The following is a 22,102-nucleotide window of genomic DNA, read 5'->3' on the forward strand; positions in this document are numbered from 1 at the left end:
CTACCACCTCTTCTAATATTCTAGCGTAGCAATATCTTGAGGAAGCTCATTGATTTCTACCGACTTGACCTTGGCGTCATGCATGCGAATCACACGGTCTGCAATCGGAGCTAGGGCACCATTATGGGTTACGATGATGACCGTCGCTCCCTTTTTTCGAGACATATCCTGTAAAATCCCCAATACTTGCTTACCCGTCTGGTAATCCAAGGCTCCCGTTGGCTCATCACAAAGGAGAATTTTAGGGTTTTTAGCCACTGCCCGAGCGATCGCCACCCGTTGTTGCTCTCCCCCTGACAATTGGGCAGGAAAATTATCAAGACGATTGCCAAGTCCTACTTCTTTTAAAACAGCTTCCGGATCTAGAGCATCAGAAACAATTTCTGAAGCCAACTCAACATTCTCCTTAGCTGTCAAATTAGGGACCAAATTATAAAATTGAAAGACAAAACCAACATCATCTCGTCGATAATTGGTTCGTTGATGGGAATTTAGTTTTGCAATATCCACCCCATCAATCAGAACCTGCCCCTCGTCATTGGTGTCCATCCCTCCTAAGATATTGAGAACCGTTGATTTTCCAGCTCCTGACGCCCCTAAAATAATGACCAACTCGCCTTTTTCAATCTCAAAGGAAACATCCTGGTTAGCGAAAATCTCTGTCTCTCCACTCGTATAGCGCTTGTAACAGTGCTGCATTTCGATGTAGGCCATTTCCTCTCCTCCCTCCTACTTCCTATCTATATTATAGTCCTTTTCTGATAGATTACAAAGAAATCGAGGTAGTGAAAAACAAGGTTATCCTAAATTATCATGAACTATTATAAATTTTATGCTATAATTAGAGACAAATTTGATTTATTCTTAGAAAGAAGGCTCATTGTGAGTTTACAACAGTTTGAAAGGAAGTCACTTCAAGAAATCAACCAATCTATTGACGTGCCAAAAGGGATCCCTTTTTGGAAGACTCTCCTGCTCTTTTCAGGACCAGGAAGTCTAGTAGCTGTCGGCTATATGGATCCGGGAAACTGGATTACTAGTGTCGTTGGAGGGGCCCAATACCGCTACCTCCTCTTATCAGTGGTTCTTCTCTCGTCTTTAATCGCCATGCAGTTGCAACAAATGGCTGGTAAACTAGGGATTGTCCATCGTAAGGATCTGGCCCAAACAACCGCCCATCATTTACCCAAATGGCTTCGCTATACCCTTTGGATTGTGATTGAGCTTGCCTTGATGGCGACAGATTTAGCGGAAGTCATCGGCTCAGGAATTGCCCTTCACCTTCTTTTTGGTTGGCCTCTGCTCTTTTCCATTCTGATTACTATCTTTGATGTCTTCCTATTACTGGGGCTCATGCATCTAGGATTTCGAAAGATAGAGGCCATCGTATCAACCTTAATCCTCACGATCCTTGCAATTTTTGGCTATCTGGTATTCCTATCGAAACCAGATATCGGAGGAATCTTCGCTGGCTTCCTCCCTCAAAAAGAGGTGCTAGGAATTGGGCTACCAAAAGGAAATGAAGCCTTAACCCTGGCGCTTGGAATTATCGGGGCAACGGTAATGCCCCACAACCTCTACCTCCACTCTTCCATTTCGCAAACACGAAAAGTTGATTACAAGGATCCAGCAGATATCAAGCGGGCAGTGCGCTTTATGACCTGGGATTCAAATATTGAATTGAGTTTGGCTTTTGTCGTCAACTCCCTCCTCTTGATTCTTGGAGCGGCCCTCTTCTTTGGTCACGGAGATAAGATCGGTGCTTTCTCTAGCATGTACAACGCCCTCAAGGATAATCACATTGCCGGTGCTATCGCCAGTCCCTTCTTGTCCACCCTCTTTGCTATCGCTTTGTTAGCCAGTGGTCAAAATTCAACCATTACTGGGACCCTAACCGGTCAAATCGTTATGGAAGGTTTCTTGAGATTCCGCCTGCCACAATGGGTCGTTCGTCTCATGACTCGGATCATTGCCCTTCTTCCTGTCATCGTCGTTGCGATCTTATTTGGAGATCAGGAACATGTCCTCGACGACCTTCTAGTCTACTCTCAAGTCTTCCTATCAGCGGCTCTTCCATTCTCCATCTTCCCTCTGGTTTATTTCACCTCCAACAAGGAAATCATGGGAGAACATGTTAATGCGAAATGGAATACTTTCTTAGGCTATCTCGTTGCGATTGTCTTAACTATCTTAAATTTCAATTTGATCGTGACAACTTTTATCAAATAAAGAGAGAGTGGGACAGAAATCGGTAATTCGTTAGAATTCGATTTCGTCGTCCCACCTCCGCACAGTTGAGTAGGGCTGTAAAAGCTGATGAAATCAGCGTAGTAGAGCCCACTCAACCACTGCGTCTTGCTCGACAATCCAAAAATAATTGAGAGACTAGGACTTTTGTCCCAGCCTCTTTTTATTTATTACACTCCCTTTTCCATCTTGCTCCTCCATTTCCTAAAAATTTCCTGACCATTTTTTTAGGAGGGAATTATTTTAAATCACTAATTGTTGTGAGGTTTTCACAAAATCTTGTCAGTGCCCGTCATTCATAAACTTGTAAAATTTTTGTACACTTTTCGTTATCTGTACAAAAATGAGAATTGTTGTCTAATTTATTCTTTTGGAGTATAATGCTATTTGTTAGTGTCGTAAAATTATTTAACATATAAATTATTTTAACGTCAAATAAAAATAAACAGATTGATACAACTACAGAAAGGAACATATGGTACGCCAAAGACAAACAACAACCAAGTCAGACTTACGAAATGCGCTCTCAAAACTCCTCTTGCAACAACCTTTTGAAAGCATCACTATTCGACAATTAACCGAAACCGCTGGAATTAACCGCGGGACCTTCTACTTGCACTATGTCGATAAATACGACATGTTTGAGCAAATGAAATTGGACATGATGCAAGAATTAGATAGCCTCTTCGTTGAAGGAAGCCCTGTCAAGGTGAACTTTCTCAATGTCTTGACTGCTATTAAAGAGAATTATGATTTTATTTATGCATTGTCACAATCCTGTTGCTCGGACTTCCGTAAATTGGTAAGAAGTTTTACCCTACATGCACTGGACGATACTCCCCATGCAAAGGAACATATCATTTCAGATTTTCAAGTTCCATACAAGTATGGTCTAGAGATTTTCATAGCTACGATTGAATCTGTGATTGTGACCTGGTTAGAATCCGGTGCGAAAGAAGAGCCAATCGAAATCGGGACGATCATTCTCAGCGTCTGCGACTTTGCTAGCTGGAACTAAATTCCCCAACCTTCTCCTACCTTTATGGAGAAGGTTTTTCTTTTTGGCAAGTGAACAACATTCAGATCACCTTGTTCAACTTGTTTGTAGAAAGCAAAAAAGCAGGATGCTAGGATCCTGCTTTTTCTCTATTTTTTCTTTGCCAACATGGTTGCAAATCGAAGTTGAATCCGATGGCCATTCTCATCTCGACGATGGAGATGGCCAGGATTTTCATTATATTTGACCAATTCCCAATCCTTGTAATACTCCGCCAATTCTCCTTCTTTAAAGGTGAACGAGAAAGGCATCTGGCAAGGATAATCTTCTGTATCCATGGCACAGACAATGAGATGGTAGCCACCTGGATTGGTATGCTCTTGCATATTGCGGATAATCGCTGGAATCCGATCAGCGTCTAAAAACATGAGGACCACAGTCGATACGATGAAATCATAGTTTTGGGTGAGTGCAGCAGCATTGATATCATAGAGACCCACAGGCATCTCTAGATCTTCCTCAGCGACAATACTTTGTAAGATCTCAAGAGCTAGTTCATTTTGATCGACTGCCGTCACGTCAAAGCCATGTTGGGCCAAAAAGAGGGCGTTGCGTCCTTGCCCGCATCCTAGATCCAATGCCCTTCCAGCGGGGACAATTCCCACTGCTTCTAGCACTTCTGAATGGACAGGATTGGTGTTGTATTTTTTGGGGAAATAGTCTTTTGGCTCACAGTAAAATTCTAGGTACCACTCCACATCGTCAGTCGCCGCTTCGACACGATGCCAGGCCTGGGGCTCGGCCATGGGGTTCTCTGCTCCTGCTTCAAAGAGGTGGCTTGCGATTTCTTCCCCCTCTTCGGTCAATTCAATAAATCGTAACTGACCCTTTAAAACTGTAATCTTTCCCCAGGTTCCTACCTTGGTATTGTGCTTTCTTTGAAGAGCTTCTGGCATGGTATCCTTGGTCCAGATAGGCATGCGCTTGTAAGCAATCAATTTTTGTGTCATGCTGCTTCTCCTTTTTCTTTCACTACCCTTATCATACATAAAAAAGCCCCTTTTTACAAGTTGGAAAAAGAGGCCCCTCTCCGATAAAAAAGGCATTTCTGAAACAAGTTTCAGAAATGCCTTCTTAGTTTAACGTGTATTGTATTGTTTCATGACCCGTGCGATATCCCGGTTTTGTTCCCGACGTTTGATGGATTCACGCTTGTCATAATCATGTTTCCCTTTGGCGAGTCCCAAAAGCAATTTGGCATAGCCATCCTTGAGATAGACCTTTAAAGGCACCAAGGTCATTCCTGTTCCTTTGGTTTCTTGGTCCAGCTTTTGGATTTGCTTTTTATGAAGAAGAAGCTTGCGACGACGGTCTGGATCTTGATTCCAGATATTGCCTTCCTCATAAGGGGCAATATGGACGTTGCTGAGCCAAACTTCTCCATTTTTAACTTGTGCAAAACCATCTTTCAAGTTAATGCGTGCTGCACGGACACTTTTGATCTCTGTACCTGTCAGCACCATCCCTGCTTCTATTGTATCCACGATGGTGTAGTCATGTCTCGCCTTTTTATTTTGTGCGACTACCTTTCCTTCGCCCTTTGCCATGGTTGGCTCCTTTCTTTGCTACTTCCTTGTAAAATGGTTTCTTCCCTTTTTTCTTTTTGGATTTAGATGAAGAATCTTTCCGTTTGTCATCTCTTCTAACGGTTGATCCCTTAGAAACTTTTTTGTCTTTGCGTCTGCGATCCCTGCGATTGCCATCTCGGTCACGTCCTTTAGCCTTGAGGCCTTTTTCGACGATATCCCATTCACTTGGAATATAAGAGAAATCAATCTCTCCGGTCATCTTGTCGGCTCTTTCTACCTTGATCCGGATTTGCTGACCGACACGGAAGGTCACTCCTGATTTTTCTCCGCGAAGGGTTAGATCCCGTTCATTAAAATAGTAGAATTCAGGGAGATTGGTAATATGGATCAAACCTTCAACCGTATTTGGCAACTCCACAAAGAGGCCAAATTTCACCACACTGGAAACCACAGCATCGTACTCTTCCCCAACATAGTCTTCCATGTATTCAGCCTTCTTCATGGCTTCTACTTCGCGCTCCGCATCAATAGCCCGGCGTTCCCGACTAGAGGATTGGCTGGCAATGTCTGGAAGGACTTGTTCAAAGTGATCTGCCACTTCTTGAGATTTTCCATATTCGCGCACCATTCGATGAACCATCAGGTCCGGATACCGACGGATGGGACTGGTAAAGTGGGTATAATACTCAGCAGCAAGCCCATAGTGGCCATGGTTATGCTCTGAGTAGCGAGCTTGTTGCATCGAGCGCAACAACATCATCGAAAGGACATCTGCATAGGGTTCCCCTTCGACCTTGCGCATAATTTCTTGCAGGGCTTCTTGACTCATCTCACTAGCCGTTCCGTAGATTTGGATTCCAAAACTGGAAGCATAATCGATAAACTTCTGTACTTTTTCTGCCTTTGGATCTTCATGGATCCGGTAGATAAATGGCAGTTTCAGTCGCGTAAAGTGCTCCGCCACCGTCTCATTAGCGATCAGCATAAAGGACTCGATCATCCGCTCGGCAATTCCTCTTTGACGAAGGACGATATCGACCGGTTTTCCTTCTTTATTGACCAGAATTTTAGCCTCATTTGTATCAAAATTGAGGGCTCCGCGGCGAATCCGCATGCTTTCTAGAATGCCATGCAAGGTGGCCATTTGATGAATACTTGGAACAATTTTCTTAAAGGTTTGAGCCTTTTCTTCGTCGCCCGCTAAGATATCATTGACATCGCTATAGGTCATTCGGAAGGTCGTATTGATCACTGTTTGGGTAATGGTGTGCTTGACGACCTTGCCATGAGGATCAATCTCCATGATGGCAGACTGGGTCAGGCGGTCCACATTTGGATTTAAAGAACAGATCCCATTGGAGAGACGCTCTGGTAACATGGGTACTACTCGGTCGGTCACATAGACAGAGGTCGCACGATTTAGAGCTTCCTTGTCGAGTGCTGAACCTTCCTGAACGTAATAAGAGACATCTGCAATGTGAACACCCAGCTCAAAGTTACCGTTCTTGAGTAGCTTGATATGGACCGCATCGTCCAAGTCCTTGGCATCTGCTCCGTCGATGGTAAAGGTGATCTCCTCTCGCAGATCCAAGCGTCCCTCTAAATCCTTTGCAGACAGTGCATCTGGAACATTCTCAGCCTCTTTCAGCACTTCTTCTGGAAATTCTGAGACAATGTCCATGGATTCTAACACTTCCAAGACATCGATTCCTGGATCTGTTACATGACCAACCACATCCCGCACAGTCGCCACAAAATAATTGTGCTTGCGGCTCGGGTATTGATCAATTTCGACCTTGAGGATTTCGGTCCCTTCCAATTGGATGGCTGGCTTCTTCACATAGATCAGCTGGCTGATCTTTTGATTTTTCGAACGAATGTAGCCGGCATATTTAGGCTTTTCCTCATCCAGGACAATTTGTCCAACTACCGTTTTAATGCTATGCTCCAAGACATCAATAATCTTAGCTTCTGCTGCCGTTCCCTTGTTTCGGTCTGCCACCTTGGTAATGACGATCTCAACGGTGTCACCATCGATAGCGTGGTTGACATCATTTCGGCCAACAAAGAGGTCCTCTTCTTCGCCTTCTAAACTGACAAAGCCAAAGCCATTTTTATGCGCATGAAAGATCCCCTTGAGGGTAATAGCTGGGGCCTTCTTTTGAGCCAAACGAAGAGAGCCATCATCTTCGAATTTCAACTCATGGCGGCGTTCCATCAGAGAGATGGTTTTGACCAAGTCACGGAAATCCTTAGACCCTTCCTTTCCTAGAGCTGCTGCCAGATCATTGATCTGGGCTTTGTCATGCTCTTGTAAATATTCTTTAATACTTGTTTTCATTGATTTATTTGCTGGTTATCCAGCCTCCTTTTTTCTATCTACTTGTGTCTTTGTTTTACAAAATAAAAATAGGCAAAGACATTGTCTGAGCCTATCTTATCTACTAGAAAGTACCATTAAGATCATCGCGATCAATAACCAAAAGAAGATCATAATAGCTGTTAAACGCTGCATCACGGCTTCAAACCCGCGCGCTTTTGAACGTTCAAACAAGTCATTTGAACTTGCGTCAAAGACGTTGCTCGATTGGTTTTTTGTTGGTTGCATAAAAATTGCGATAATAATCAATACTGATAATACTAGTAAAATAGTTGTTAATGCTCCGCTCATATTCAAAACTCCTTAAAATCCTCACTATTATACCATGAAAATCATTTTGATTCAATATGTAAGGTTACTTTTCTTTCCTTGGGACAATACTTCAAGACCTCGATCTTTTCAGGATGGGTTTTGGAATTTTTACTGGTCAAATAATTCTGACTCCCACAGCTGGTGCAGGTCAATTGAACTTTAATTCGCACGTACGTCTCTCACTTTCAAATACTTTCTAAATAAGAATAAGAGGAACATCAAATCGGTAAAGGCCAAAAGGGCTGTACCGTAAAATACCCAATGATAGCCAAAATGCATGAAAATACTCGATCCCATCATTGGTCCTAATACGCCACCTAAATAATAAAAGAGCTGGTTGTAGCTAAAGATCCGAGAAATCCCTTCAGGAGGGGTTAATCGATTCAATAATGCGGAAACTCCTGGTAGTAGGGCTCCTGTCCCGATCCCAAAGAGGAAGCGTAAAATCCCTAATTGTAGGGGTGTTTGCGCTTGGGCACAAAGGATATAGAGACAGCCACTATAAAGAAGGGCGATTAATAAGAGCCGGTGATTCCCGATTCGGTCTCCAAGTTTTCCCATCCAACCTGAAAAGAGCATACTAGAGACTCCCATAGCCGAAACAATCATCCCCGATACAAAGATCAGGTTATCTCTTTGTCCCAAAGCTCGCACATAAAGGGGCAGGATCGGAGAAATAGATTGGGCGATCATTTGAATGGTCATGCTGGTCAAAAAGAGTCCCAAGAGGATATCTTTTTGCTGAATGGACATGAGCAACTGCCAACTGGATTTTTGTTCTTCTTTTGGAAGGGGCTCGTACTCTTCCTCAATACCCCAGAAGGTTAAGAGGGAAACCAAAAATAAGAAGAAGCCGACCAAGAGAAAGACATTGCGCATTCCCAGATTTTCGGCAATGAGTCCTCCAATCAAAGGACCCATCAAGGTTCCAGCCACGACACCAGTCGACAAGGTCCCTAGGGCATAGCCAGATTGGTCCTTGGGAACTTGACTGGCAATCAGGGCTGTACTATTGGGAACAAAGCCTGAAAAGACCCCATTGAGCAAGCGCAGGACCAAGAGCCAAAAAACTGATGGAACAAAGGCAATGCCTCCCATGGTCAGCGTCATGGCAATGGAGGCTCTAAGCATCATGGGTTTTCGACCATAGCGGTCGGCTAAGCTCCCCCAGATGGGAGACATGATCGCAGAGGTCACAGAAGAACTCGCGACGGCTATCCCAGCATAAAAGGGAACAGCCTTGCCCGTAACACCCAACTCTTCCACAAAGAGGGCCATAAAAGGAACGACTAAAGAAAGGCTGGCTCCGATGAAAAAGCAGCCGATCCAGGCAATATATAGATTTTTACGCCAATTGATTTCTCTTGTGATAAAATCATCTTCTTTCTAATTGTTTTAGGGCTGCATCTAATTGGGCATAGAGGGCCGTTAGATCGTCATTATTGTCTAAGACCAGATCTGCATGGGCGCTTTTTTCATCTAGCGGCATTTGAGACGCAATGCGTTCTTGGGCCTGCAGTTCTGATAAGTGGTTGCGTTCCATCAGGCGTTTGAGCTGGGTTTCTTTTGATACAGCTACCAACCAGACAGATTCAAACCACTCTTCATAGCCTTGCTCGATTAAGAGTGGAATATCCATAAAAAAGAGATCGGATTGTGCAGCTTGTCTATCTCTTACCTCAGCTAGAGCCTCACGAATAAGCCTGCCTTGGACGAGATTGGACCAGTTTCTTTCACTAGGATTTGAAAAGATCCGCTGACCCAAAGCGACGCGGTCCAGCTCTCCTTCTTTGGTAAGGATCTCTCTCCCAAAATGATCTACTAAGACACGGTAGAGAGCTCCTCCTGGTGCTTGCAAGTCATGGACCACTCGATCAGCATCAATTACCGGATAGCCTTTTTCTCTCAAATAGGAGGTGACAGTGGACTTTCCTGAAGCAATCCCTCCTGTTAATCCAATGATTCTCGCCATCTAGTTCTCCTTTTGGCAGTGAGGGCAAAAATGGGTTCCACGTCCCCCCAGCTGAATTTTCTCAATCGGCGTCCCGCAGCGCAAACACGGCTGGCCTGTTTTTCCATAGACCTGGTGTTCTTCCTGCATAGTGCCGTCTTCTCCAAAAGCATTGCTGTAGGAGCGAATGGTGGAGCCACCCTTTTCAACAGCTTGAGCAAGCACAGCAATCGTTTCTTTGCGGATTGCTTTGGCTTCTCTAGCAGTCAAGCTTTGACCCAAACGTGCTGGATGAACCTTGGCTCGATAAAGAACCTCATCCACATAAATATTGCCCAAACCAGCCACTAATTTTTGGTCTAAAAGAGCTGATTTAATGGGTTTCTTTGATTTTTTAAGAGCTGCTTGGAAGGCTGGTGCTTTAAAATCCGCTTCTGTCGGCTCTGGACCAATTTTTTTCGCCAAAAAATAGCTGTCGACAAGCTCAGGTACTAGGACTTCCATGGTCCCAAACTTGCGGACATCTTCATAGACCAGGGTGCTACCATCTGTAAAATGAAAGAAGACATGGGCATGCTTGCGAAGAGGAACCTCGTCTGGATAAAAGAAATACTTGCCTTCCATCCGCAAATGCGAGATGAGGACCAGATCCGTCAGATAAAACAAGAGGTATTTCCCGCGGCGCCCCATGGCCCGAATTTCTTGCCCCGGGAGATCTTGACGAAAAGCATCCCGATCCGTCTGAATCATCTTTGGATACTTTACTTCCACGGATTGGATGGTTTTCCCAAGAATTAATTTCTCAAGACCGCGTCGAACCGTTTCTACTTCTGGTAATTCAGGCATAGAACTCCTTTCAAAAACAAGAAGCAGGCTTCTGCCCACCTCTTCTTAATATTCTTTTTCGTTGTATCCGAAATCGGCAAGATCCAATTTCTTATCCCGCCAATTTTTCTTGACCTTGACCCAGGTTTCTAGGAAGACCTTGTCCCCTAGCATGAGCTCAATATCCTTCCGCGCAAGGGTTCCGATCTTCTTGAGCATGGCGCCACCTTTTCCGATGACAATCCCTTTTTGGCTATCGCGCTCGACCATGATGGTTGCTCGGATATGGACCTTATCTGTCTCTTCATCCCGCTTCATAGAATCCACTACTACTGCCACAGAGTGGGGAATTTCTTCCCGCGTTAAATGCAAAACCTTTTCACGGATCATTTCAGAGACCAAGAAGCGCTCTGGATGGTCAGTGATTTGATCGGCAGGGAAATATTGGAAACCTTCTTCTAAGTTTTCGCTCAAAATGTCAATCAAACGCGAAACGTTGTTCCCTTGAAGGGCTGAAATCGGTACAATTTCCTTGAAATCCATCTGACTACGGAAGTCATCGATTTGCGCCAAGAGTTGGTCAGGGTGCACCTTGTCGATCTTGTTGACCACCAGAATAACCGGCACCTTAGCAGCCTTGAGGCGTTCGATAATCATATCATCGCCTTTCCCACGTGGCTCGTCTGCTGGCACCATAAAGAGAACGGTATCCACTTCTCGAAGGGTGCTATAGGCCGACTCCACCATGAAGTCTCCAAGGGCTGTCTTGGGTTTGTGAATCCCTGGGGTATCGATAAAGACGATCTGTTCCTTATCCGTCGTATAAATCCCCATAATCTTATTGCGCGTTGTCTGCGCCTTGTCACTCATGATGGCAATTTTTTGCCCCATGACGTGGTTCAAAAACGTTGACTTCCCAACATTGGGACGTCCTAAAATGGCTACAAAGCCTGATTTAAATGTCATATTATCCTTTCACGAGGGCATACTCCCTCTTATCCAAATACCAAGGCCCAGAATTTGGGCACAAAAATCACCAGTCCTGTCAGTAGGGCAAAGCCTGATACGACGAGGACTGCTCCAGCTGCCATGTCTTTGGCATTCTTTGCCAACATGGAGAAATGGTAGTTACTAGCTAAATCCACCACATTTTCAATGGCTGAATTCATAATTTCAAACGCAATCACCAAGGTGATGCTGAGCAATAAAAAGAGCCATTCTGTCGCAGAAATCCTAAATACCAAACCAGCAAGAATTGCTACGATGGCTGATAAGGCATGCTTGCGCATATTGCGCTCTTCTTTGATTGACGTGAAAATTCCTGTTATCGCAAACTCCAGACTTGAAGTGAAGTCCCGATTTTTCCATTTTCGCTTATTGTCTTGTGAGTCCATAGGCTGTCAAAATCTCTTCCTGTAAGCCAAACATTTCCTTTTCTTCTTCCGGCGTATAGTGATCATAGCCATTGATATGAAGAAAACCATGCACTGCTAAAAATCCCATTTCGCGCTCAAAACTGTGGCCATATTCTTCAGCTTGCTCACGCGCCTTATCAATTGAAATAAAGAGCTCACCAATATAGGTATCGAATTCAGCCATCATCTCTGCCAATTCTGGATTTTCTGCAAGGTCTTCCTCGTCAAAAGAAATCTCCATCTCCGGCTTGTATTCTAAACTGATGACATCCGTCGGACGATCCGTATCACGGTATTCAAGATTTAGTTCATGACTGCGTTCATTGGTTACAAAAGTCACAGCCATTTCCTTGTCTTCTTTCCCAATTTTTTGAGCAGCAAATTCTAAAATTTCTTGCGTTTGTTTTAAGATTTCGTCAGAGACTTGACCAGTCTCATCTACCATTTCAATATACATCTGGATCACCTCACTATTATCACTTCATTATAGCATAAAACCAGCCTATATACTAGATACAGGCTGGTTTTCAATCTTTTTCTTTGCAGGACAATTTTACACCACTGTTTGCTGGATGGCATTCATCTGAGCATAGATCCCGCCTTGTGTGACTAGTTCCTCGTGTCTACCACGCTCCACAATGCGTCCTTCGGATAAGACTAAGATCTGATCCGCATCTTGGATAGTGGACAAGCGATGGGCAATGATAAAGGTGGTCCGGCCCTTTTGCAGGACTGCCATAGCCTTCTGGATGATTTCTTCTGTTTCCGTATCGATGTGAGAGGTTGCCTCATCCAAAATCAGAATTTGCGGATTCATATAGAGCGTCCGCGCAAAGGAAATCAATTGGCGCTCACCACTTGAAAAGGCGGATCCTTTTTCTACGACTGGATGGTCGATCCCCTTTTCAAGGCGCTCTACAAAGGGCCAAGCCCCGACTTTTTTCAAGGCATCTTGGACTGCATCCCGATCAATGTGATCCTGATTCATGGCCACATTACTAGCAATGGTCCCTGTAAATAGATAAGGATCCTGCAGGACAATCCCCATATGGCTTCGTAGGCTCTCACGAGAGACTTGGCGAATATCTTGACCATCGATCAAAATCGCTCCTTCTTGAGGATCATAAAAACGATAGAACAGATTCATAATCGAAGACTTACCTGATCCAGTATGGCCCACAAGAGCGATGGTTTCCCCAGGGCTAGCCTGAAAGGCAATATCTCTCAGAACTGGCTTGCCTTCTTCATAGGCAAATTGAACATCGCCAAACACGACTTCTGCCTTTTCCATCTTCAGTTCCGATACACCATCATCCTCTAAGGGTTGATCTAAGAAAGCAAGGACGCGACTCCCCGTTTCTAAGGATCGCCGAATATTTGGGAATTGACGACTAAGATTGGCCATGAGATCAAATAGATTAATCACATAGTTAATATTGATAAATAGGAAACCAGCCGTCACACCAATATTACCTTGTAGGAATGAAATCCCAGCGATAGTCAAAATGCCTGCAATCACTAAAAACTTGAGCAATTCCGTCAAGGTCCAAGAAGCAATAGAATCGGCTAAGAGAATTCTATCATTGGCTCCTAACATCTTCTGAGTAGTGGCTTCAAACTCCTCCACCACACCAGGCTCTTGATGATAGAGCTGAATCATACTGGCACCGTGCAAGAGTTCATTGACCTGGGTATTGACCTCGCTTCGCGCATCAAAGAAATCCTTCATCGGCTGGTCCGTCATGACCTTGTAGAGATACTGGATCCCATAGAAAATCGGAAAGACCAAACACAAGAGAAGTCCCATCATAGGACTCAGGTAAAAGAGAATCCCTAGGATAAAGAGAAAGCGTACCAAATAGATGACTAAAATCATACAAGAGTTATAAAACTGGGTCCGCAAGGTCTCTGTATCATTGACAATTCTTGTCGCGATCTTCCCAGCCGGCTTATCATCAAAATAAGAAATAGGCAGCCCTTGCATGACTTGAAAGGCTTGGTCTCTCAGACTAGCGGTTACTTGGTTACTTCCATGTAGCAAGATCCGATTGCCCATGTAGCTAATAAGCTGCCCCAGGCTCAAGACCAAGAGATAAAAACCTCCCATCTGAAGCAAGTCCCCTTGCCCGCCACCGTGGGTCAATGCAGTCAAAGGCCCATCGATCATCTTTTGGAGAAGAAAGGGTGACAATTCAGAAAAAATAGTGGCTAGTAAGAGGCAAACAAAGCCAGCAAGAAAGACAGTTGGATAAAGCGTGATCCTCGATAATAATCGTTTCAATACTTTCATCTTATTCTCCTTCCTGTTTTTGTTGCCGTTGGTATTGTTCATAATACCATCCCTCCTGAGCTAATAAATCACTAGCCCTGCCTTCTTCTACAATCTGCCCTTGATCCAAGACGATGATCCAATCCGCCTGATGAACAGCAGACAAGCGATGAGAAACAATGAGGGTCGTCTTGTCTTTTCGTTCCTTTTGAATTGTGTCAATAATGGCCTGTTCAGTCTTCGCATCCACTGCCGAAAGGGAATCATCTAACAGCAAGAGCTCAGCATCTCTTAAGAAGGCACGCGCCAGGGAGATCCGTTGTTTTTGACCACCTGATACAGATACCCCTTTCTCACCGATCAGGGTGTCCATTCCCTGAGACATCCGCTCGAGATCATCCGTAAAAGCAGCTTGGGCTACTGCTTCCACCAAGTCATCTTGGCTGGCTCCTTTTTTACCAAGCGCTATATTCTCACGGATAGACTTGGAGAATAAAATATGTTCTTGGGAAACATAGCCAATTTTTTCTTCAATCGAGTGTCGGTTGTAGTCCACGATCGGTTGCTGGTTAACCAAGAATTCTCCCTCACCAACTGGGTACTGCCGCAAGAATTGTCGAACAAGGGTAGTCTTTCCTGCACCGGTACGACCAACAATTCCAACCGTCTGTCCTTTCTGAATAGTCCAATCAATGCCTGACAGGCTCTTTCGCTCAGCACCAGGATAGCTGAAAGAATAGTCCTTAAACTGCACCAAATCAATCTGCTCTAAGTAGTGAGGACCATCTAGCTCCAGATCATCCGTTTCATCAATCACTTCTTTTAATTTTTTATAGGACATTTGCCCTGTCTGGTAGACCAAGATCAGGTCCGCCATCATCCACATAGGCTCAATTAAGAAGACCAAATACAGCTGTAAAGCCAATAACTTACCAAGGCTCAACTGCCCGCTTGCCAGGGACTGGCCTCCAAATAGCAGGAGCAAGACTGTCGAGAATCCAATAAACAACAGAGCTAAAGGTCCAAAAGAATACTGGATAGAGGCAATTTTATCCCCCGTTTTGGATAGACTGGCCGTTTTTTTCTGAAACTGTTTGACCTGCTGATCCCGTCTACTATAGGCCCGCATGACACGGATCCCTTCGATTGACTCCAAGACTTCATCGTTCAACTGAGCGACCGCTTCCCGGTTTTGCTCAACATACTCCTCCTGCTTTCTACTCAAAAAATAGGTAGAGACGACGAGGAAGATCATGGGAATAAAGGAAATCAAGGTTAATTGCCAAGAAATAAAAAACATGGTCGGAATAATAAAGGCAAACAAGCCACCGCCAAACAGGAGCACCATCATCCCGTAACCAGCCATATCGGCCATCCCATCCACATCTGTCGTAAAGCGCGTCAAGAGATCTCCTGAACGGAATTTCTCAAAAAAGGGACGCCGCATAGCTACTAGCTTACGAAACGCTTGTCCCTGAAGGGTCGCCTTGAAATGGACTGACGACTGAAAGAGGCGCAACTGCCAATAAAAAGCCGTCAAATAGTTAAGGATGGCCGATCCTACCAAGAGGACCATATCCCATACAAAGTTAGATTGTGTCAGCGTCTGCTGACTCAAATGATCCACTAAGCGCTGGATGACTTGCGTCGGGATCAATAAAGTGTAATCATAAAGAATCAGGACCATAGCGATCTTCACATATCGCCACTTGCGCTCCCTGATATACTCCCAAATAGCTCTGATCATATATTCTCCTTTTCAAAATGGCACAGAAAAAACCCAAGCAAGGAGCTGAGTACATACTCAATCCACACTTGGGCCTTCTGATGCCTGTCACCAATTCAGTTAAGGCAGGCAAAAATGCATACAAAAAACCCAAGACAGAATCCTCCATTTTGGGTTTCATTTATAGTTTACATCGAACTCAACTGAGATTGGAGAAGCTGTGTATTCAATTGTGTCATCAAAACATCTACTTTGTTCATGATGGTTTTCTCCTTTCTCTTTGTTGTTCTAACTTTACCACGGATTTCCTTGCTTGTCAACGTTTTTTTGAAAATTGTTGAAAAAACTGGACTTTTAAAGATGGACTCGCAAAAAAAGAAGCCTAGACCCTCTCTAAGCTTCCCTCTTCTGCTATGCTAGTTGCCGGGATTGAACCGGCGACCTCATCCTTACCATGGATGCGCTCTACCGACTGAGCTAAACCAGCAGTACCTATCTACTATATCATGGAGATAGGTCTTTTGTCAATATCCTGACTCATTTTTTCTGCCAAATATTCTTCTTTCGTGAGGACATAATGAACTCTCGTCACCATTCTCCCTTCTTCATGCAAGTCTAGCATCGCGTAGGGCTCCTCGTGAGAATATTTCATCCCTGATTTGGCCATCACCCGTCCAGAAGCTGGGTTGTCCTGATCATGAACAGCAATGAGCTTGTTCATCCCTAACTGTTCAAAAGCCAAGGCAATGACTGCCTTGGTAGCCTCTGTCGCAAGACCTTGGTTCCAATAGTCTTTATTCAGAACATAGCCGATACTCCCCTTCTTCAGACAAAGATCCAAATCCAGTAAATCAATCGTCCCGATAAATTTTCCATTCTCTTTGAGCTCGATCCCCCATCTTCCAAGTGGGCTCGCTAGGTATAAGAGGGCAATATTATTACGCGTCTCTTCTAGACTTTGATTGGTTGCAAAGGTATAGCGCGTAACTGTCTCATCAGAAGCATACTCAAACATAGCCGGTGCGTCTTCAAGAGTGACCGGACGCAAGTGCAAGCGCTCAGTCTCTATTTCTCGATAAGCCGCTAACTTCACATATAAATTTTCCATTTGACTCTCCTTCTTTAGGGATTAGTTTAGCAAATAACATAAAGGAAGGCAAGCTCAAATTTTTCTTGCTTTTTAACCCACTTTTCTATACAATTAAATCAATCAAAACAATCAGATAAGGAGTGAAAAGGTCATTGAGTCAAGGGAGCCATCTCACACCAATGGCCTTTTTACACCTAAATCTGAGCAAGGAGGCAAGAATGCTCATTGGAATTCCTAAAGAAATTAAAAACAACGAAAATCGGGTCGGTTTGACACCTGCAGGCGTACAAAGCTTGGTGAAGAAAGGACATCAAGTTTTGGTGGAAACAAATGCTGGACTTGGTTCTGGCTTTGCGGATGAAGATTATACTAAGCAAGGGGCAACCATCGTTGCGACTGCTACAGAAGCTTGGGCCGCTGAGATGGTAGTCAAAGTCAAAGAACCTCTTGCTGAAGAATATGGTTTCCTTCGTGAAGACCTCTTGCTCTTCACCTACTTGCATATGGCTGCCGCACCTGAATTAGCAGATGCTATGGTCGCAGCCAAGACAACTGGAGTGGCCTACGAAACCGTTCGAGATTTAGATGGACAGTTGCCACTCTTGGTACCAATGAGTGAGGTTGCTGGACGGATGGCCGTGCAAATCGGTGCTCACTTCCTGACCAAACAAGAAGGTGGATCAGGAGTCCTCCTAGGTGGGGTGCCAGGTGTTCCCAAAGGAAAAGTTACCATCATCGGAGGCGGGGTCGTTGGAACCCACGCGGCTCGTATTGCCCTTGGACTAGGTGCCCAAGTGACCATCTTAGATATCAGCGCTAAACGTTTGGCTGTTCTGGAAGATGTCTTTGGTCATCAAATCCAAACCCTTATGTCCAACCCATTTAACATTGAAGCCAGCGTCCGTGATGCTGATGTTGTCATCGGTGCTGTCTTGATTCCTGGTGCTAAAGCTCCTAAATTAGTGACAGACGATATGGTCAAACAAATGCGTCCCGGTTCAGTCATCGTCGATGTGGCCGTTGACCAAGGTGGGGTTATTGAAACAGCAGACCGTGTCACAACGCATACGGAGCCAGTTTACGAAAAACATGGCGTGCTCCACTATGCCGTTGCCAATATTCCAGGGGCTGTCGCTCGTACCTCTACTATCGCCCTTACCAATGTGACCCTTCCTTATGTTGAATCCCTAGCTGACAATGGCTTCCACAAGGCCATCGCCCTCGATGAAGGCTTGCGCCAAGGTGTCACTACTTACCAAGGCCATATCACAAGCCAACCCGTTGCTACTGGTTTAGAGCGCGACTTCACACCAATTGATGAATTGGTTTAAACTATCATATATTTAAAGAATTATCATCGAAAAACATTAGCAACTTATTTTTCATATGAACTAATTAAAACTGTTTTGGAAAAAACAAGTTGTTTTGAGTTTTTTAAATCATTTTCAGAGTCTTTCCGCCGTGAGAAAAGTGCTTGAAACAATTTAGTTTCAAGCACTCGGAATAATTGAGACCTTAGGCTCTATTATTAGTCATGGAACTTCTTGGATTGCTGAAATCATCCACTGGATAATTTCACCTAACCTCCGTTCTCACCTAAGGAAAGGCTAGGAGATGATTTCATCGTCAATTTAAGGCAAAGATCCGATGATCTTTGCCTTTTCTTTTATTCATCTTCCACATCCGATTCTTCTTTGAGGACCGGATTCGGAATAGGCTCGTAGGCCCGGATAATTTCTGCTACTACTGGATGGCGAACGACATCCTTGGCAGAGAAATGCACAAAGTCAATTTGAGAAATGTTCTTCAATTTCTCCTGGGCATCAATCAAGCCGGATTTAACATTTCGAGGAAGGTCAATCTGGCTGGTATCACCATTGACAATCATCTTAGAGTTAAAACCAAGACGGGTCAAAAACATCTTCATCTGCATGATGGTGGTATTTTGCGCTTCATCGAGGATGACAAAGGCATCGTCCAAGGTCCGCCCCCGCATATAAGCCAAAGGCGCAATCTCGATAATCTCCCGCTCCATCATCCGAGTGGTTTGGTCTTTCCCTAAAATCTGGTAAAGAGCATCATAGACCGGACGTAGATAAGGGTCTACTTTTTCTTTAAGATCCCCTGGTAGGAAACCAAGGCTCTCTCCAGCTTCTACAGCAGGACGGGTCAAAATGATTCGCTTGACCTGACCACGCTTGAGGGCAGTCACGGCCAAGGTCACTGCTAGGAAGGTTTTCCCAGTCCCCGCTGGTCCAATCCCAAAAGTGACATCATGGTTCTTGACACTATCGACATAGATCTTTTGACCAAGCGTTTTAACTCGAATGGGCTTGCCGTAACTATCCTTGATAATCTCTTCTTCATAGAGAGCGATGAACTTATCCAATTCCCCATTTCTCACCATGGTAACGGCGGTCACCACATCCGGCGTTCCAATGGTCATGCCACGGTTAACGAGGACCAAAAGAGCCTGGATGACTTGACGAACCTGCTCGCAGGTTTCTTTTTCCCCAATGATTTGGACGATTTCTGTCCGGGCATGAATAGTTACCCCAAATTCTTGCTCCATCAAACGAAGATGGCGTTCGTTAGATCCAAACAAATGAAAGAGATCGTCTGGATGCGTTAATGTAATTTCAACTGAATGTTCTTGCAAATAAAGAACCTCTCTACCTGTGTTTTTCTATTATTATAACAAAGAGGCCGAGAAAAAACCATCCTCGACCTATCCTTCTCTAGTGGGCTTGGTATTCTTCCCAAATCACATCAAAATCACCAAGATTAAAGGAAAAGCTGGCATGCTCTTCTAGATAGCGACTGACCTCATCGAAGTCATCTGTATGCTTGGGAAAAGCAGACTCGTGAAATGCAAGATCTGCTAGAATGGCCTTAGGAGCATTGCTTTTAGGATTGCGCTCCGTCATCAACCAAGTATAAAACGATTTTCGCATAAGCCTCCTCTTAGATCAACTCTGTTCCAAACTGGTCTTGCTTGACCTTTTTTGCCTTCATCAAGCCACCCAAAGCCTTTTTGAACTGGCCTTTTGAAATCCCAAAAGTTGCCTTGATCTCTTCTGGAGAGGACTTATCATTTAAGGTCATAAAGCCTCCATTAGCTTCCAAATAGGTCAAAATCATTTGGGCATCGTTTTCCAACATTTCAAACGAACGTGGCTTCAAAGATAGGTTCAAGGTCCGGTCCACCTCACGAAATCCAATGACGCGGGCATTTAAGACCTCTCCCAAACGTGGTTCTGCATAGCGCTCACTTGGGTGGATAAAGCCCAGCATATTGTTCTCTGGAAGGTAAACAAAGGTTCCAGACAATTTCAAGCGGTAGACAATGGCTGGCCAGTTTTGGTTTTGCATATTGTTGTAAGCAGGACGAGCCAAACGCTGGAAATCTTCCTGGTAGGCTAAGATCCCCCAAATCCGATCTTTCTTATCGACTTCTAAACGAATATAGAGACGATCGCCCTTTTTAGGCCATAGATCTTTGATCTCCGGTAGGATATCTAGTGAGACAACAATCTGCTTATCTGGAAGCCCTGTATCCACGAAGACTCCCAAATCCTTGCGCACTTCCGTGACCGTTCCCCAGCCAAAGCTTTCTTGAGTTGCAGTGACTTCAAGTGTCGTGAGTCGTAGTTTTTGCTTCATATCTGTATAGGCAAAGCCCTTGACACTTTCTCCGACTTGGTGTGGGCCTTCTGCTTTATCAAGCGCGTAGGTCTGGCCATCTTTTTGAACAAAATAGAAGTGATCATTTTCATCAATGACCATTCCCATGATGTAGCTTGCTAGATTCGTATTCATGTTTCCTTCTTTCCTCTTGCCTCTTCACAAGAATAATGGAAATAAAACCCAGCCAGCAGTGCCAACTGAGTCTTTCTTTCCTGTAATGGTTGGGATAGATTAAACTTCCATCAATTCTTTTTCTTTGTGCGCTGTCATTTCATCTACATGCTTAACAGCGTCATCCGTAACTTTTTGAATCTCTTTTTCAAGACCTTTCAATTCATCTTCTGTGATTTCTTTTGCTTTTTCTTGTTTCTTCGCTTCATCCATAGCATCACGACGGATGTTACGGATCGCTACTTTAGCATTTTCACCCACTTTTTTCACTTCTTTTGCCAAGTCACGACGAGTTTCTTCTGTCAAAGCTGGGATAACCAAGCGGATAACAGATCCATCGTTGGCTGGAGTGATACCAAGGTCAGAAGCATTGATGCTGTGCTCGATGTCTTTCAAAGATGATTTATCAAATGGTGTGATCAACAAGACACGCGCTTCTGGAATAGTGATAGATGCCAATTGGTTCAATGGTGTCTCTACTCCGTAGTATTCTACGAAAATACGATCCAAAAGACTTGCATTTGCACGTCCAGCACGGATGCTACCAAATTCACGTCCCAAACTTTGGTGAGACTGGGTCATTCTTTCTTTTGCTTTTTCTACGATTGGGTTTGCCATAATCTTCCTCTATTTTCTATTATTTTTCTACGTTATTCGATACAGTTGTACCGATATTTTCACCAAAGACAACGCGTTTGATATTGCCTGGTTCATTCATATTAAAGACAACCAAGTCAATGTCGTTGTCCATGGAGAGAGTAGAGGCTGTTGAGTCCATGATGCGAAGACCTTTGTTGATCACATCACGGTGAGTCAATTCCTCAAATTTCACAGCTGAAGCATCTTTTTTCGGATCGGCATTGTAAACACCATCGACCCCATTTTTAGCCATGAGAATGGCATCTGCTTCAATCTCAGCTGCACGAAGGGCTGCGGTTGTATCTGTTGAGAAGTAAGGAGAACCGATCCCCGCACCAAAGATCACGATCCGATCTTTTTCGAGGTGACGAAGGGCACGACCACGGATATAAGGTTCTGCGACTTGTTGCATGGCAATCGCTGTTTGAACACGGGTATCCACGCCAACTTGTTGAAGCGAATCAGCCATCACAAGAGCGTTCATGACAGTACCGAGCATACCTGTGTAGTCTGCTTGGACACGATCCATCCCTGCTTCAGCAGCAGGTTCTCCACGCCAAAGGTTTCCCCCTCCAATCACCAAGGCAATTTCAATTCCAAGTTCATGAACTTCCTTGATTTCTTGGGCCATATTTTGGACAGTTTTGATATCGATTCCGACACCACGTTCGCCGGCAAGAGCCTCACCAGATAGCTTGATTAAGATACGTTTATACTTAGGTTCTACCATTTTCTCTCTCCTTTTTTGATCTGTATTATTTTACCATAAATTACGTTTTTTATATAGTCATATCTATCAAAATT

23 protein-coding genes and 1 tRNA gene are annotated in these 22,102 nt (G+C 44.2%); 3 read left to right on the plus strand and 21 right to left on the minus strand.

The genetic code is table 11. The features are described from left to right. Positions 1-12: 12 nt before the first annotated feature. Positions 13-714 carry an ABC transporter ATP-binding protein gene (locus LIZ08_RS00565; protein ID WP_227038041.1) on the minus strand — a complete coding sequence of 234 codons (702 nt, stop codon included), beginning with the start codon at positions 712-714 and terminating at the stop codon, positions 13-15. A gap of 168 nt (positions 715-882) precedes the next feature. Here LIZ08_RS00565 and LIZ08_RS00570 point away from each other — a divergent pair, with 168 nt between their 5' ends. Beyond that, positions 883-2,229 (plus strand): Nramp family divalent metal transporter, encoded by a 1,347-nt coding sequence (locus LIZ08_RS00570; RefSeq protein ID WP_003005441.1) that lies wholly within the window; start codon positions 883-885, stop codon positions 2,227-2,229. Between the two features lie 493 nt (positions 2,230-2,722). Then, positions 2,723-3,265: a TetR/AcrR family transcriptional regulator gene (locus LIZ08_RS00575; protein ID WP_003005482.1), complete on the plus strand. Its 543-nt coding sequence runs from the start codon at positions 2,723-2,725 to the stop codon at positions 3,263-3,265. Positions 3,266-3,393: 128 nt separating this feature from the next. On the opposite strand, the gene tehB is transcribed toward LIZ08_RS00575, so the two are convergent. From tehB to LIZ08_RS00650, 15 genes are all read right to left on the minus strand, one after another. Then, positions 3,394-4,254 (minus strand): SAM-dependent methyltransferase TehB, encoded by an 861-nt coding sequence (gene tehB, locus LIZ08_RS00580; protein ID WP_003005609.1) that lies wholly within the window; start codon positions 4,252-4,254, stop codon positions 3,394-3,396. 129 nt (positions 4,255-4,383) lie between these two features. Next, positions 4,384-4,851 (minus strand): SsrA-binding protein SmpB, encoded by a 468-nt coding sequence (smpB, locus tag LIZ08_RS00585; RefSeq protein WP_009731435.1) that lies wholly within the window; start codon positions 4,849-4,851, stop codon positions 4,384-4,386. Continuing rightward, positions 4,814-7,174, minus strand: a complete 2,361-nt coding sequence (rnr, locus tag LIZ08_RS00590; RefSeq protein WP_227038042.1) for a ribonuclease R — start codon at positions 7,172-7,174, stop codon at positions 4,814-4,816. Before rnr ends, smpB begins: the two co-directional genes overlap by 38 nt. 96 nt (positions 7,175-7,270) lie before the next feature. Then, positions 7,271-7,504 (minus strand): preprotein translocase subunit SecG, encoded by a 234-nt coding sequence (gene secG, locus LIZ08_RS00595; RefSeq protein WP_003008189.1) that lies wholly within the window; start codon positions 7,502-7,504, stop codon positions 7,271-7,273. A gap of 41 nt (positions 7,505-7,545) precedes the next feature. Next, the gene (rpmG, locus tag LIZ08_RS00600; RefSeq protein ID WP_227038044.1) at positions 7,546-7,695 is read right to left on the minus strand and encodes a 50S ribosomal protein L33; all 150 of its coding nucleotides are present in this window, start codon (positions 7,693-7,695) and stop codon (positions 7,546-7,548) included. Then, positions 7,685-8,884 (minus strand): multidrug efflux MFS transporter, encoded by a 1,200-nt coding sequence (locus LIZ08_RS00605; protein WP_227038078.1) that lies wholly within the window; start codon positions 8,882-8,884, stop codon positions 7,685-7,687. The genes rpmG and LIZ08_RS00605 overlap by 11 nt, the downstream gene beginning before the upstream one ends. A gap of 16 nt (positions 8,885-8,900) precedes the next feature. Beyond that, entirely contained in the window at positions 8,901-9,497 is a 597-nt protein-coding gene (gene coaE / locus LIZ08_RS00610) for a dephospho-CoA kinase (RefSeq protein WP_227038046.1), read from the minus strand. Next, positions 9,498-10,322 (minus strand): DNA-formamidopyrimidine glycosylase, encoded by an 825-nt coding sequence (gene mutM / locus LIZ08_RS00615; protein WP_129824032.1) that lies wholly within the window; start codon positions 10,320-10,322, stop codon positions 9,498-9,500. 45 nt (positions 10,323-10,367) lie between these two features. Next, complete coding sequence (gene era, locus LIZ08_RS00620; protein ID WP_003004993.1) at positions 10,368-11,267, minus strand: GTPase Era; 900 nt, start codon at positions 11,265-11,267, stop codon at positions 10,368-10,370. Between the two features lie 29 nt (positions 11,268-11,296). Further along, positions 11,297-11,695, minus strand: a complete 399-nt coding sequence (locus LIZ08_RS00625; RefSeq protein ID WP_024055698.1) for a diacylglycerol kinase family protein — start codon at positions 11,693-11,695, stop codon at positions 11,297-11,299. Next, the gene (gene ybeY, locus LIZ08_RS00630) at positions 11,676-12,173 is read right to left on the minus strand and encodes an rRNA maturation RNase YbeY (RefSeq protein WP_003005431.1); all 498 of its coding nucleotides are present in this window, start codon (positions 12,171-12,173) and stop codon (positions 11,676-11,678) included. The genes LIZ08_RS00625 and ybeY overlap by 20 nt, the downstream gene beginning before the upstream one ends. Before the next feature lie 96 nt (positions 12,174-12,269). After that, a complete protein-coding gene (tetB(46), locus tag LIZ08_RS00635; RefSeq protein WP_227038048.1) occupies positions 12,270-14,006 on the minus strand; it encodes a tetracycline efflux ABC transporter Tet(46) subunit B in 1,737 nt (578 codons plus the stop codon). 1 nt (position 14,007) lies between these two features. Continuing rightward, complete coding sequence (gene tetA(46), locus LIZ08_RS00640; protein WP_227038049.1) at positions 14,008-15,732, minus strand: tetracycline efflux ABC transporter Tet(46) subunit A; 1,725 nt, start codon at positions 15,730-15,732, stop codon at positions 14,008-14,010. Positions 15,733-16,125: 393 nt separating this feature from the next. Continuing rightward, positions 16,126-16,198: transfer RNA gene (locus LIZ08_RS00645), tRNA-Thr, on the minus strand. A gap of 12 nt (positions 16,199-16,210) precedes the next feature. Further along, the gene (locus LIZ08_RS00650) at positions 16,211-16,819 is read right to left on the minus strand and encodes a GNAT family N-acetyltransferase (RefSeq protein ID WP_003008216.1); all 609 of its coding nucleotides are present in this window, start codon (positions 16,817-16,819) and stop codon (positions 16,211-16,213) included. 200 nt (positions 16,820-17,019) lie between these two features. Here LIZ08_RS00650 and ald point away from each other — a divergent pair, with 200 nt between their 5' ends. Then, positions 17,020-18,132, plus strand: a complete 1,113-nt coding sequence (gene ald, locus LIZ08_RS00655; RefSeq protein WP_049498637.1) for an alanine dehydrogenase — start codon at positions 17,020-17,022, stop codon at positions 18,130-18,132. 335 nt (positions 18,133-18,467) lie between these two features. On the opposite strand, the gene LIZ08_RS00660 is transcribed toward ald, so the two are convergent. The 5 genes from LIZ08_RS00660 to pyrH all read right to left on the minus strand — a co-directional run bounded on the left by LIZ08_RS00660 (position 18,468) and on the right by pyrH (position 22,028). Then, positions 18,468-19,460: a PhoH family protein gene (locus LIZ08_RS00660; protein ID WP_125826752.1), complete on the minus strand. Its 993-nt coding sequence runs from the start codon at positions 19,458-19,460 to the stop codon at positions 18,468-18,470. Positions 19,461-19,539: 79 nt separating this feature from the next. Next, positions 19,540-19,755, minus strand: coding sequence for a YozE family protein (locus tag LIZ08_RS00665; RefSeq protein WP_031576407.1), 216 nt, complete (start codon positions 19,753-19,755; stop codon positions 19,540-19,542). A gap of 10 nt (positions 19,756-19,765) precedes the next feature. After that, positions 19,766-20,620 carry an RNA-binding virulence regulatory protein CvfB gene (cvfB, locus tag LIZ08_RS00670; RefSeq protein WP_125826753.1) on the minus strand — a complete coding sequence of 285 codons (855 nt, stop codon included), beginning with the start codon at positions 20,618-20,620 and terminating at the stop codon, positions 19,766-19,768. 99 nt (positions 20,621-20,719) lie between these two features. Then, positions 20,720-21,277 (minus strand): ribosome recycling factor, encoded by a 558-nt coding sequence (gene frr, locus LIZ08_RS00675; protein ID WP_003005165.1) that lies wholly within the window; start codon positions 21,275-21,277, stop codon positions 20,720-20,722. 19 nt (positions 21,278-21,296) lie between these two features. Continuing rightward, entirely contained in the window at positions 21,297-22,028 is a 732-nt protein-coding gene (gene pyrH, locus LIZ08_RS00680) for a UMP kinase (RefSeq protein WP_003005706.1), read from the minus strand. Between the last annotated feature and the right edge of the window lie 74 nt (positions 22,029-22,102).

The sequence above is a fragment of the Streptococcus sp. 210928-DFI.4.42 genome (genome assembly GCF_020554365.1).
Lineage (GTDB): Bacteria > Bacillota > Bacilli > Lactobacillales > Streptococcaceae > Streptococcus > Streptococcus parasanguinis_S.